Origin of the sequence: Aquimarina sp. AD10 (assembly GCF_003443715.1) — a bacterium.
GTDB lineage: Bacteria > Bacteroidota > Bacteroidia > Flavobacteriales > Flavobacteriaceae > Aquimarina > Aquimarina aggregata.
The window spans coordinates 1,000,590-1,014,327 of the sequence record NZ_CP031965.1 but is presented as its reverse complement, the minus strand read 5'-3'; the positions used below and the strand labels follow the sequence as shown (position 1 = coordinate 1,014,327).

Annotated in this window: 12 protein-coding genes; 1 reads left to right on the top strand and 11 read right to left on the bottom strand. The window is 29.0% G+C overall.

Annotated features, from left to right (window positions below; genetic code table 11):
• Positions 1 to 11: 11 nt before the first annotated feature.
• The 3 genes from D1816_RS04230 to D1816_RS04220 form a co-directional block, all read right to left on the bottom strand.
• Positions 12 to 1,391 carry a 2OG-Fe(II) oxygenase gene (locus D1816_RS04230; RefSeq protein WP_118501306.1) on the bottom strand — a complete coding sequence of 460 codons (1,380 nt, stop codon included), beginning with the start codon at positions 1,389 to 1,391 and terminating at the stop codon, positions 12 to 14.
• A 72-nt stretch (positions 1,392 to 1,463) separates the two neighbouring features.
• Positions 1,464 to 2,060 carry a Crp/Fnr family transcriptional regulator gene (locus tag D1816_RS04225; RefSeq protein WP_118501305.1) on the bottom strand — a complete coding sequence of 199 codons (597 nt, stop codon included), beginning with the start codon at positions 2,058 to 2,060 and terminating at the stop codon, positions 1,464 to 1,466.
• 115 nt (positions 2,061 to 2,175) lie between these two features.
• On the bottom strand, positions 2,176 to 2,853 hold the full coding sequence (locus tag D1816_RS04220) for a CPBP family intramembrane glutamic endopeptidase (RefSeq protein ID WP_118501304.1): 678 nt from the start codon (positions 2,851 to 2,853) through the stop codon (positions 2,176 to 2,178).
• A gap of 429 nt (positions 2,854 to 3,282) precedes the next feature.
• Here D1816_RS04220 and D1816_RS04215 point away from each other — a divergent pair, with 429 nt between their 5' ends.
• Positions 3,283 to 4,437 carry an MBL fold metallo-hydrolase gene (locus D1816_RS04215; RefSeq protein ID WP_233565302.1) on the top strand — a complete coding sequence of 385 codons (1,155 nt, stop codon included), beginning with the start codon at positions 3,283 to 3,285 and terminating at the stop codon, positions 4,435 to 4,437.
• A 37-nt stretch (positions 4,438 to 4,474) separates the two neighbouring features.
• On the opposite strand, the gene D1816_RS04210 is transcribed toward D1816_RS04215, so the two are convergent.
• From D1816_RS04210 to D1816_RS04180, 8 genes are all read right to left on the bottom strand, one after another.
• A complete protein-coding gene (locus tag D1816_RS04210; protein ID WP_118501303.1) occupies positions 4,475 to 5,374 on the bottom strand; it encodes an EamA family transporter in 900 nt (299 codons plus the stop codon).
• A gap of 58 nt (positions 5,375 to 5,432) precedes the next feature.
• Positions 5,433 to 5,849 carry a hypothetical protein gene (locus D1816_RS04205; RefSeq protein WP_118501302.1) on the bottom strand — a complete coding sequence of 139 codons (417 nt, stop codon included), beginning with the start codon at positions 5,847 to 5,849 and terminating at the stop codon, positions 5,433 to 5,435.
• Complete coding sequence (locus D1816_RS04200) at positions 5,842 to 8,067, bottom strand: peptidase domain-containing ABC transporter (RefSeq protein ID WP_118501301.1); 2,226 nt, start codon at positions 8,065 to 8,067, stop codon at positions 5,842 to 5,844. Before D1816_RS04200 ends, D1816_RS04205 begins: the two co-directional genes overlap by 8 nt.
• Positions 8,068 to 8,163: 96 nt before the next feature.
• Positions 8,164 to 8,514: a hypothetical protein gene (locus D1816_RS04195; RefSeq protein ID WP_118501300.1), complete on the bottom strand. Its 351-nt coding sequence runs from the start codon at positions 8,512 to 8,514 to the stop codon at positions 8,164 to 8,166.
• Positions 8,515 to 8,576: 62 nt separating this feature from the next.
• The gene (locus D1816_RS04190; protein ID WP_118501299.1) at positions 8,577 to 9,863 is read right to left on the bottom strand and encodes a cupin domain-containing protein; all 1,287 of its coding nucleotides are present in this window, start codon (positions 9,861 to 9,863) and stop codon (positions 8,577 to 8,579) included.
• Between the two features lie 122 nt (positions 9,864 to 9,985).
• Positions 9,986 to 10,132 (bottom strand): hypothetical protein, encoded by a 147-nt coding sequence (locus D1816_RS25570; RefSeq protein WP_162900333.1) that lies wholly within the window; start codon positions 10,130 to 10,132, stop codon positions 9,986 to 9,988.
• 81 nt (positions 10,133 to 10,213) lie between these two features.
• Complete coding sequence (locus D1816_RS04185) at positions 10,214 to 12,607, bottom strand: TonB-dependent receptor domain-containing protein (protein ID WP_118501298.1); 2,394 nt, start codon at positions 12,605 to 12,607, stop codon at positions 10,214 to 10,216.
• A gap of 346 nt (positions 12,608 to 12,953) precedes the next feature.
• The gene (locus D1816_RS04180) at positions 12,954 to 13,139 is read right to left on the bottom strand and encodes a hypothetical protein (protein WP_066310123.1); all 186 of its coding nucleotides are present in this window, start codon (positions 13,137 to 13,139) and stop codon (positions 12,954 to 12,956) included.
• Between the last annotated feature and the right edge of the window lie 599 nt (positions 13,140 to 13,738).

Here is a 13,738-nt window from a genome sequence, read left to right as displayed (position 1 = left end):
AGATACTCAATTTACAATGATTTAGTTGTAATCATTCCATTATAACCGGCTATATAAACTATATTTTTTATTCGAATTATATCTTGTACAAAATTATCAGATTTAAATATTTCTTCTACTTTGTACGATTGTAAATCGACTGTTACTACTTTGTTATCCTCTCCACAACTTATAATACTGTTTTCATAATATATAATCGATCTAATACTATCATCATGAGCTTTTATTTTATAGATGTTCTGAGTGTCTAAAGAAATTTGAATTATAGTCCCGTCATGGGATCCTACAAAAATCATATTTTTCTTAAGTATGCTTAAACAAAATAAGGGTTGTTTGTTCTTATAGATACATGTGGTTTTTTCTAGCCTTGTGTTTGTAAAATGCACTGTTCCATCTTCTCCACAAGTAAGAACAGTATCGTTATCTTTAATAGATAATCCCCAAATCCAACCTTTATGAATTTTTATAGTTTTGATTACAGACAATGCTGTATTTAATAGATATAATTTACCACTGGTTCCAGCCGCAATGATGTTTTTATCTGCGTTAATTTTAATAGTTAAAATCATTTCGTCAAGAGTCGTGCTGGCTAGTGTTTGGCCAGATATACTCCAGCGTTTTAAAGTAAAATCTCGTGAACAGGAAATAAACTCGGTGGCAGTAAGACGTACCACTTTTAAAACTGATTTTGAGTGTATTTTAAGACTCTTTTGTAATTGAAGATTGGTGTCCCATAACTTTATTGAAGTGTCTCGACCACAACTTAAAAGTTGATTTTTATTTAACTTAACTAAATTCCATATATACCCATCATGATGTGTGTTTTTAGTCTGTCTTTTAATGATAATATCGGATCTAAGTATGTATTTGTTCCCTTTGGTTACTAGTGCTCCCTTATGCCATAGTCGATGATCAAACACAATTAGTTTTCCTTTTTTTGGAACAATAGTTTTGATGGGGTTATTATCTGTTTTTAGCGTGTAGAAATCCGTGTTTCCTCCTTCGAAACCTTTATTATCATTAAGATAAAGTAAGAAAGTGAATTTGGATTCAGAAAAAGCATCGGGATAGTAAATACCATCTTGATGTTTAGAAAACAACTGATCCTTTTGATATTTACAAAACCTAAGCTTTTCATTAAGACCAATACTTTTTGTTTTTGTTTCTTTATCAAGGATATCAAGTTGCTTTAATTTATCATACAACATTTCTGATAACTCTGGGTTATCCTCTACAAGACGATCATTATTCCTGTAGTAACTGGGATAGTGGCTGATTGCTTTTTCAAAATTTAATATTCGTGGGTTTAAAATTTCATTTAACTCTTTGTCTATCAAAAAGTTTTCAATTTCAATAATTGGTAAGTTATTTATCCTTGTAGTGGTATACATATATAAGTTTTAAATTTCTAAAAATCAAAGTTCTTAGAAATGAAAAACTTTTGCATTGATGTATGATAAGATTTACTTTTTTAATGCTACTTTTCGAATACGACTTAAAGATTCAGGGGTAATTCCTAAATAAGAAGAGATATAATGATGCGGAATCATGTTAAGAAGATCAGGATATAGTTTTATGAATTTTTCGTATCTATCTGATGCACTTAGATATTGTAATGATTCTATTCTTTCAATAGCTAGAATATAATTAAACTCTGCCATCAGTCTCCCAAAAGTATTAAAAGATTGACTAATGTTGTATAGAGCAGTCCAATATGAATATTTGATCGATAGTACTTTACCCGGAACAATACATTCGATGATTTCATTGCTGGGTTGTGCTTTTAGAAGACTAACAAATGAGGCTATAAAAGGGTTTCGAGATTCATAATTAAAGTAACTTGTTATTTCCTTTCCATTATTTAATTGATATACCCTATACACTCCGGAAATCACAAATTTTAAAGAACTGCAAATCTGACCTTGTTTTATTAAAACGTCACCTTTACCGTAGTTTTCTATCACAAGTTTTGAATGAAGTTGCTCTAGATCTTCGTCTGATGGTTTTATCCATTTAGAAATAAAATCAGTTAATTTTTGATATTCTTGTGGATTGTTCATTTATAGAAAAGGATTCATATGCAACATAGCAAAATTACAAACTTCTTAATTTAATACAATTTAAAGTTGATCTTATCTAAATAAAGTGAAAATTCTACAATTTATATATCTTATATTATACCAACTGTAACACCCAATCATAAATTAATCTTTCTTGACTAAAGAAAAGAAGTGTCAAACCTATAGTATCATAAAATCCGTGTATTAATATAGCAGATATCAAATTTTCTTTGTCTTTGTAAAAAATTAAAGAAACACAAAAATGCCATAGTGTAATTCCTATGATTCCTGCTAAACCTTGATACGAATGTGATATCCCAAAATAAATTGAAACAATAATTGCAGAGAATAACCAAGCTTTATTACCATTTCCAAATAATATAGCTAATCGTTTCATATAATACCCACGAAATAAGAATTCTTCTCCAAATGCTGCAAAAATCCAGACTATAATTAAAGTGATACTATAGTTTACAATATCACCTCTAAGATCATCAAGTGACGAAATATCAATTTTACCAAAGTAAATTTCTAAGAATGCTTCTATGGTATAAAAAATAAAAACAAGGAATAAGGCAATTAGAAAACTTTTTAAAGTCATATTCTTAGTTATTCTTTTACCAAAACCAAAATCAGACCACTTAAAATTACTTCCCCATAAAATTAAAAAAGCAATACCTAATGCCGAAAAGAAAACTAAATTTCTATCAATAAAACCAAACAAAGGGGTAAGTAACATTGTAAGAACAACTATGTGTTTTTTAGATAATATGGTGAAAATTTTGTCTTTCATTTTATGAAGTATTAGTAAATATTGTTTATGTTTTTTTCTTGATACTAAAGTATTATTTAGACTATGGGGGAATAAGCTTAAGTGATGAATAGCTAGAGTATAGTTGTAGAAAATAAGTACAAAAGGATAAAATAAGTTTATCACCTGTATAGAACTTTACATACCTAAAAAAAACCAGTTGATCACTTTAAAGTGTTTAATAAATTGGCAAGATCTCAATGTTAAAAGAATTAAAATGATAAGCTTAACTTTAAGAATCAATTATTCTTTTAATGTTAAATAGATGCAAAATGTTTTATTACATACATTAAACTTGAAAAAATAGTATTATTTACAGTTCTTTTAAGATAAAGGTGTTCATAGAAAAATCTTTATTGGAAATGATTAGGTCAAAACAAAAAATATAAGATTAAAGTTTATACTTAAAAAATGAAAAATAAATTTTTAAAATATTTTAAAAGAATGATTATAAGTATAGGTGTCATTATTACCGTATTAATAGTAGTTATAGTATTGTTTATTAATTTAAGCCCAGAGTTTGGAGGAAAAGCAACAGACGAACAAAAAGCATTTTATAAAACCTCAGAAAACTATAAAGACGATAGATTTGTTAATAAACATAAAGTAAAGCTAGATATGAGTCTTCGTGATATGGGTAAAAGCTTAGTAGGGTATTTTAGTCCGCAACCTAAAACAACCCCAAAAGAAGATCTTCCGGTAAGCAAAATTGATTCTACAAATATTGCAGAATATAATGACAAGACACGTCTTATTTGGTTTGGACATTCAACATTTTTAGTACAGATAGATCATAAAAATATTTTAATAGACCCTATGTTTGGAGATGTCCCCGCTCCGCATCCTATGTTAGGTAGTAAGCGCTTTAGTAAAGAGTTACCTATAGAAATTGAAAAAATTCCAAAAATAGATGCTGTACTTATTTCTCATGATCATTATGACCACTTAGACTATGGATCCATTAAGAAATTAAAAAATAAAGTAAAAATGTTTTATACACCATTAGGTGTTGGTGTTCATTTACAGAAATGGGGAGTAGAAAAAGAAAGGATTATTGAACTAGACTGGTGGCAAGATATAAGTTTAGAAGGATTACGTTTTATTTGTACCCCTGCTCAACATTTTTCAGGTCGGGGGTTAACAGATAGAACAAAAACTTTATGGAGTTCTTGGATCATAAAATCAGATAATGAAAATATCTTTTTTAGTGGTGATAGTGGTTATGACGATCATTTTAAAGAAATTGGTGAAAAATTTGGACCTTTTGATTTTGCAATGATAGAATGTGGTCAATATAATGAACTATGGCCAGATGTGCATATGTTTCCAGAGGAAACAGCACAAGCTGGATTAGATATTAGAGCGCGTAAAATTATGCCCATTCATTGGGGAGCATTTAAACTAGCAATGCATTCTTGGACAGATCCTATAGAACGAGTTACCAAAACAGCAAAAGAATTAAATATAGATATTATTGTACCTAAAATAGGAGAATCAATTTTTTTAAAAGAAAATGATTCTATTGATACTACTGTTAATGATAAGTGGTGGCAAACCTTAGAATAATTCGAAAGATTTTTTAAAAAATGATATTATGATTTTGCTATGAATACAAAATCAAAAAAACTCCCACCATAATACCGAATAAGGGAACTAATTTTTTACGTTTATTTTTTTCTTTAAAAACGAGTCCTCCAATAACGACCGCAATAAGTATTTGGCTTCGTTTTATGGCGGATAATAACATAATTAATGCATCTGGATCTTGCAGAGCTTTAAAATAAAAATAGTCTGCTAATTGCAATAAAATACCAACTGCTACAATAGTCCAACGCCATTTAAAAGCTTTTCTTTTTTCGGTATTTGGAAACCATGTTACACATAGAATACAAAACAAAATTAGTGCGGTATACGTGCAAAACCAAAATTGTAAAGTTTGTGGATTTAATGCTAAATTTTGAATTAGAAATTTGTCATACAAACCACTAGAAGCTCCTAAAAATGTAGCACCAATAATGGCAAATATCCATTTGTTTCTCTTAAAGTTTATACCTTCTTTTTTTCCTATTTTAGAATATAGTATCACTGAAAAAATAATAAGAAAAAATCCTATCCATTGTAAAGAGTTAGGTTTTTCTTGATAAATTAAGATAGCACCAATAAAAGTAAAAAATGGGCCTGCCGAGCGTATTGGAGTAACAATAGTTATTGGTAAGTGTTTTAATGCCTGATAAGCTAAAACCCATGACGCAGCCATAATCATAGACTTAATAAAAATAAAACCATGAGTCGCCCAAGAAATCTTAGTAATATACAATCCCATTTGTTTGGTATATTCGGGAAAATAGAGTGAACCTATAAAAAAGGGGAGGAGTACTAAAAAACCTGATCCAATAGTACCCAAAAGTACAGGAAAAACCTCATTTCCTTGTACTGCATGTTTCTTACATAAATTGTGTAAACCCAAAAAAAGTGCCGCCAATAAGCCCAAATACATCCACATGGCGCGAATATAAGTTTTTACCCTATTTTATAAATGAAAAATCGCGAATAAATCTAGACTAAGACTTAGAAGGGTTTTCGGCTTTAAAGAACGGTGAAATAAGGCTTTCGAATAATGAAACTTCTTTTACAATTAACTTATAAGCAGCTGTCTCGAGATCCGAATCTAATAGTTTAAAAAAAAGAGTAGTTTTTCCATTCTGGATATTGATGGTGTCAATAATCAATACCTTAGACTCTTGTTTATCATTTCTAACCACAATAGAATCTCCACTTTTTTTTGAAATATTACTTTGATTTAGAGTTACTTTAGCAACACTGTTAGTAGTAATTATTACTTTTTGATACTCTGGAATTTTCACCCAAAATATACTAAAAACTAATAATCCAATGATAACCAGTGAGATAATCCCCCCATATTTAGATAATCCATTTCGATTTTCTAATACTAATATTTCAAATTTTCTATTAGACATTTTGTTTATTTAATTCAAGTTGATCTTTTACAAGATTAAAGTAGTATTCTTGCTTGATAACTAAGTCTTTATGTGTACCTACTTCTACTATTTTACCTTTATTCAAAACAACTATTTGATCAGCACCCTTAACTGTACTTAATCGATGCGCAATTATTACTGCCGTGCGGTTTTTAATAAATGAATTTATATTTTTCATAATAATTCTTTCATTTTCTGTGTCCAAAGCACTTGTAGCCTCATCAAAAAACATAAAATCAGGATTTTTGTACACTGCCCGTGCAATTAAAATACGTTGTTTTTGTCCCCCACTAATTCCGTTACCAGAAGCTCCAATCTTTGTTTTTAGCTTGTTTGGTAATCCTTCAATAAACTCTGTTAAGTTTGCTACTCTTATAGCATATTGTAGTTGTTTTTTATCTATTTCTTCATCACTTGTAGCGATATTTCTTTCTATTGTATCCGAGAAAATAAAACCATCCTGCATAACAGTTCCTATTTTACTTCTCCATTCTTTAGGAGACATGCTTTTCAACCCTTTGTTATCTATAAAAATATCTCCCTCTGAGGGCGTATAAAACTTAAGTAGTAGTTTTATTAATGTTGTTTTTCCGCTACCACTTGCTCCAACTATAGCGGTAGTTTTTCCCTTAGGAATGTACAAATTTAAATTATTGAGAATTTGTTGTTGAACTCCATCATACGAATATGAAAGGTTAACTAAATGAATACCGTATCGATTATCAAAGTTTTTACTTTTTAGTATCTGTGGACTATTGTCAATTTGCTCTTCTTCTCTTTGAGCATGTACTTCGCTAAGTCTATTCAAGCTAATTTTTGCATCTTGAAAGGATCTAATAAACTCTATTAATTGATTTAAAGGAGAATTCGTTTGGCCTATTATATATGTTATACTTAGCATTGCCCCCAAACTTAAATTTCCTAAAATAACTTCTTTGGCTGCAAAATAAGTAACTAGTATATTTTTAAAATGGTTAATAAAAGTATAGCCTGTTGTCTGATATTGATCTAATTTTAATATTCTAGTACTTATTTTATAAAGTTTTACTTGAAGATCTTCCCATTCATTTCGCTTATGATTTTCAAAATTATTTAATTTAATTTCTTGCATCCCATTGATCAATTCGTATACTGAGTCTTGGTTTAGAGCTTTACATTGAAATTTAATATAGTCCAATATTTTTCTTTTATTTTGAAATATCAAAATCCAGCAAATAGAAACAGAAGTTAGTATAGAAAAAGTTATAAGAATTTTTAAATCGTAAATACCTAATACAACAAGAAATACTAAAAGATTAATGAGTGAAAAAAGTGTCAGTAAACTTTGTGACGTAAGAAATTCTTCAATTCGTTCATGATCATTAATTCTCTGCGTAAAATCACCCATCATTTTAGTGTCAAAAAACTTAATAGGAAGTTTCATTAATTTCATCAAAAAATCGGAAATGATCTTGATATTTACGTGACTTCCTATATATAGGGTAATCCAATTTCTTATAATTTCTATTATCGCAGAGCCCAAAAAAAGAAATAACTGGCCAAACAAGATAATTTTTATAATATCTAAACTTTGATCTTTGACACCTCTATCAATTAATGCTTGGGTCAAAAAAGGAAAGATTAGTGTAATTAAAGATCCTCCAAAAACTCCTAATAATAATTGAGTTATTTCCCATTGATATGATTTTAAGTATGATAGAAGGAAAGATGAACTATCATTGGTATCTTTTGATACTGCTTTCTTATTATAAAACTTATCTGTAGTTTCTAGATATAAAATAACCCCTTCATTATTAGCATTACACCATTGTTTTTTGAATTCATGCTCACTTAACTTAATGATACCATGTCCAGGGTCGGCTATAATAAATTCATTTTCATTTGAAATCTTTTTCTTTCTTATTTTATAGAGAACTACAAAATGGTTTTGATTCCAATGTAAAATTGCTGGAGACTTAATCTGGAGCACGAGGTCTTCCAAACCCATCTGTAATGTAATTGATTTTAACCCAATAGCATTTGCCGATTTACTTATTCCTAGCAAACTTACCCCATCACGTGTAAGAGAAGAAAGATCTCTTAAGTATTGTAATGAATATCTCTTACCGTAATACCTAGCAATCATTTGTAAACATGCCGGACCACAATCCATTTGGTCATGTTGGGGTAAGAATTTAAAATTGCGTCGAAATAACATTGGATATGTGCTTTGAATAAAAAATAAAATGCTTTTTAATTAAAAAGGGATTTGAAAATAGACTTAATGAACGTAAATTAATCTACTTATGTACCTCTATAATTTTAAAATAGAAGCCTCCATTTGATCAAATTTTAATGTGATTTCTTTTTTATCTTCTTCACTAGGATGATCAAACTTATAGTCTAGTTTCAATTCAGAACTTTTTAACTCAATGGTAAAGCAATATTGGTTTTCTTGTATTTGGATATAGTATTCATTTATGTAGTCACTTGAGTATTCATGATATGCTCTAGCGATGATATCTACTATTCTATCCATAAATTTTGAATCGAATGTACATGAAAATGAATATGAATGATTCGTTTTTGATTTAGCATAAACAATATTTGATTTTGTAGTGTTAGCTTCGGCCAATGGTGCTGGTGGTATAATATTCTTTTCCATATTCTATTAGTTTTAAAAGTTTAAATGGTATGCTAATAATGAATTTATTATATATCATGATGCTATATTTTTTTAATTCCATTATGTGTATCAAGAAGTGTAAGGATATATATACCAATACTTTCGTCCCAATCTTTGTCTAAAATGGAAAGCGCTTTAGCTACGGTCATTTCTTCTCCTTTATTGATTTCATTAATTAGTTTTTTTATTTTATCATGATTATGAAGTACGAGCTTTGTACCTCTTACATAAATTAAAAGATTTTCTTTATCTAATGAATCAGAGTACTTGATCTCAAAAGGTTTTTCAAGGATAATACTGTCTTTTTTAGTATACTCAATCTCTTTTTCTTTCGGAAATGGCCTTGTCCAGAAACCAGAATTACTATACATAGAATATCTATAATCTTTAAATGTTTCTTGTATGAAATCTTTAAATGTTAACTGCGCAAGATCTTGAGGTATCTTAAACAACTCAATAGCTTGTTGTGCAGCACTTAAATCATCTATTTCTCTTTTATCAGGAAGCATTGTTTCTGTACATTCGTCTAAATATTGATCCACAATAACTTGTAATATTTTTTTTGCCAAATCCCTTTTCATATGGTTATTAAACCACATCGTTAAACCCATAGACAATTCGTCTGATTTACCAATATGATATTCATTTGGTGGCATGTAATAGAGATCTCCTTCTTTGAAAGGGTGAACATTTGCCAGTGGTAAGTATTGTTCTACATCTTTATTGTTAAACTTATGATCACCGGCTTTTTTTTCGTATGTTTTCTTATCCCATGTATACATTGTCTTATCACCAGGACCAAGATGAAAATGAGTAACGCTCTCTCCTGGCGCATCTGTATGTATACCTAATGGTGTCCAACCATAATTACCAATGAATATGGTAAAATTAATTCCCATTAATGGGATGCCTACTTGCGGTAATAGGGGAGATATTTTGTGTGCGATCCTTTGGGCCAACAATTTGTTTATCTTCTCACCTCTATTAATAATCATTCCAAACTTTTTGTTCTTAAAAGTTCGCTTTGTCCAATCATTAATAGTTTCCTTTTTTTTAGGAGGTGAATCATAAACCAAATCCATTTCTTTATTATATAATTGTTTACCTTCAACAAATACACGAAACCCAAATTGATCGGTTCTTAACTCACAAAGAGTTCTTAAAATATCCATGATCTCTAATCGCATAGCCGCTGTTTCTTGTCTAGAAATACAATTTGTAAAAACAGAGGTTTTACTTAGTGTTTTAGTTTTCTTTAAGAAAGTATGTTTCCACCAATCAGAATCAAACTTTTCTTGCTGTTTTGGTATGTTTTCTTTAACTAACATTATTTATTTATTTTAGCGTTATATGCAGGTACTATAGCAATTGTTTTAAGCACTCAATTTTAGTACCTGTACTATTTTAGTTGAAGAAAGAGAGAATTCTCTCTCTTTCTTCTTTACTAGCCTTAAACAGCAACTTGCTGTTGTTGTTGCTGTTGTTGTTGCTGTCCTCCTGTACGAGTAACGAACCCACCTTTTAATTTATCTTGATCCATTGGTGAAAGTACTTTAGCTCCTAAAAATTCTGCTGGACTTTTTTTAACGTTTTTCATTTTAGTAAAAATTTAAATAATTTGTTTCCTACTCTTTTTAAGGTTTTTCGGATTCCACCTCATTACTGCGCAATAATATTTTTAAGTAGATCTATTTTTTGCATTTTGACTACTTCGATTGTACTTCACATTTTTGGTCTTATTACCTTTTGAGAAGTCATATCGTATAGAAAAATTAAGAGCTCTACTAAAATTGTTTCTATTTTGTATTGTTTGAATTCTTTGTTGGGTATTTGTAAATTGATATCTCAGCCTATCAAAAGGATCGACTATCTGTAGATAAAAAGATAAGCTGTTTGTGATTTTTTTAGACAGATCTATATAGAATGCATAATTCTCGCCAGATTCGAATTGTCCGTAGGTTTCAGGACCGTTATATTGAAATGAAATTTCGGTAGTAATCTGAGATGGAAGTTTGAATGCAGTAGCTATACGGGTTTGAATTGTACCTTTAGAAGTCTCAATATTTTCTACTGCATCTTCAAAGGTGGAAATGTATTTCTTTCCGTACCAAGAAGAGCTAGCAAAAAATGTCCACCAATTGGTTAGTTTACGATTATATGATAATGAAATACCATAGATTGAAGTTTTTTCGATATTTCTCCATTGATATTGTAATTCAGTATCGGATAATTGTGTCAAGATTTCCCGTGGTTCTCCTTTAATATCATTAAAATATAATTGAAGATTTAAATTAGATGAATTATAATTTAACTCTAAAGCATTCGTATATGAAGGATTTAGATCTGGGTTTCCTACTTGTGAAGTAAAATCTGTTAGATAAAAAATAGTTGGGTTGAATAATCTATAATTAGGTCTGTTTATTCTTCTGGAAATCGAAAAACCAATACTTGATTTATCTTTTAATGGTTTGGAAATAAATAAGCTAGGAAATACATCAAAGTAATTTTTATTTAAGGTAAACTCTGTAGCTAAAATTTCACCATTTCCTTTGGTATATTCACCCCTAAATCCAATTTGTAGGTTTAGTTTAGAATCGAATATATTTTCTGCAGCAAAAGAACTGTATAGTGCAATGATTTGTTCGTCATAATCAAACTTATTCGAGAAATTTTCATCTCTTATATATATCCCATTAATTAGATTTTCAAAAATAGAGTTACTTTGACTTTTGACATATCCATATTTTGCGCCAACTTCTAAGTTTTGTTTGTTAGTGATAGGCTTTTGATAATCTATTTGAGACGAAATAATATTAAACGATGATAATGCACTTGATCTTCTAGTATTCGAATTTATAAGTGCTGTATTCGAATCAAAAAACAGGTTTAAATAATCATTGTCGCTACTGTTTTCAGAAGTATAATAATCAAAAATCGTCTTTAAATTTTGCCCTAGAGAATCAATAGTTTTGTTATAATTAATTCCAAACGCAGAAGAATTATTTTTTCCAAGATTAGCATATAATCCATTTGATTGTATTGCTTGATCATCTGTTATTATTAGGTCATTATTCTGTGATCTATTAAAGTCCTTATCAAAGATTCTGTATTGTAAGATAACTTGATCATTATCTGAAAAATCGTACTGTAAATCAAAATTAGCAAGTCTATCTATGCTTTTTGTACTGTCTATTTTTTCATATTCATAAATAGTTTTCGGGAGGGAAATAGTTTCGACTCTATTTTCGTCTGTTCTATATTCATTTTGTTGATAATACAGATAAGAGTTTAGAGATAGTTTTTTAGTTATTTTAGAGTTTAATTGCAATGAAGTTCCGTAACTTAATAATTTAGAGAAATTTAACATCGAATTTACAGATCCACTTACTCCTTTAGTATTGGACGTTTTGGTAATAATATTAATGATACCCCCTTGACCTTCGGCATCATATCTAGCAGAAGGATTAGATATGATTTCAATAGATTTTAGTTCTTTCTCGGATAATGTATTTAGATAGTTCATTAAACTTTCTCTAGACATATTCGTTTTTTTTCCATTGATTAATATAATAGCGGATACGCCTTTTAAATTGATTTCATTGCTACTTTGATCGACCCAAACATTTGGAGCATATTTTAGTATTTCTGTTAGATTCTTGCCTTTGGTGAGAATATTACTCCCAAGATTCATTAGTATTTTGTCCCCTTTTCGTATTATCAATTCTTTATTGGCGGTAACAAAGACTTCTTCTAGTTCTGTTTTATCTTCTTTAAGAATGATTATCCCTAAGTTTTGTCCTGTAGTATAAAAATTAGGAGAAACCCATGCTTTGTATCCTATGAAGCTTATAGTAATGTAAAAGGGTTTTTCTGCATTAATTAATAAGGAAAAGCGCCCTTCATCATCTGTAATTGTTCCTTTGATAAGTGCATTATTATCAACATATTGTGCCGTTACATTACTATAGGCAATAGGCTTATTTAAAGAGTTGACAACGCGACCCTTAAAATTTTGAGAAAGAATTATTTGAGTTCCTAACAAGAAAATTAAACCGATAATAAGATTTTTCATTTATTTTTTTTCTGGATACTAGTTATTTTCGAATGAATATTGATGACAATAAAAAGTGTTGATTATATGGAGCTACTTAACACTTCTATTTGTATTAAGGTTTTTATTAAAAGATGCTGAATTGATCTATTTATTTCAATAAGACACTAATATTCTATGTTTTTTAGATGACTATTTTCTTTTAAAAAATTTAAAAAGAAACGTATTATTAATAATATAAATGGTCAGCGTTTAAATCAGGTTATAGTCTTTTTTGTAGATGACAAACCTTCTTAGGGGAAGTTTAGCTTAGGTATTTATAGTATAATACTAAATGTATAAGTGCTGATGCACGCTATTTTATGTTTTAGGTTTCAAAATTTTTCGAAATATCTAATTCTGATTTATTAATCAAAATAGGTGATTTTAAATCCCTAACAGAATTCGTAATATCAGCTTTTCTGGAGATTTTTGTATCGTTATTACTATTGGTCAAAAACAATACGATTATAGATACACTTAAAGATAATGAAGGTGTACTGAAGGTTTTCATGGTTTTAGAGTTTTAATAATGATTTAGTGTTCAATTGAAACATTTTATATTATCATAAATGTTTTGTGTTTCATTTTAGATAATATCTCAATAATCACATGTTAAAACTACTTTAGAATGTGCAGGGATGAGTACCAAGTTATAATTTGGCACTAAAAAGCAAGACCCAAATTATAATTTGGTACAGTTCTATCTATTTATAAGTAAAAAACTTGTTTTGAGAAGTTGATTAACACGATTTTACCCGTAAAATCATGATGGTTAATCAATATAAATCTGTTGATTGTTTATTCAGTAATTACTTGATAGTTATTGTTTTACAAGTTTTTAAAAGTGTTAGTCTATAATACAAACCTCAATTTTTCAACTTTGAAAAATATTTTTTTTGTAAAAAATATTAAAAATGGTTAAAAAAATCTTAATGGTAGCATATACCAAATATGAGCTATACTAAATGTAGGTAAATTGAGTAATAAATTACCCTAAATATCTCTGAGTAATTGGGTTTACATAACTGCAGAGTATAAAAATAATTAGAGTAGAGTAGGAGAAGGAGATTATGTCAAAGATGCATATCTATTTAGAATATACCTTTAAAC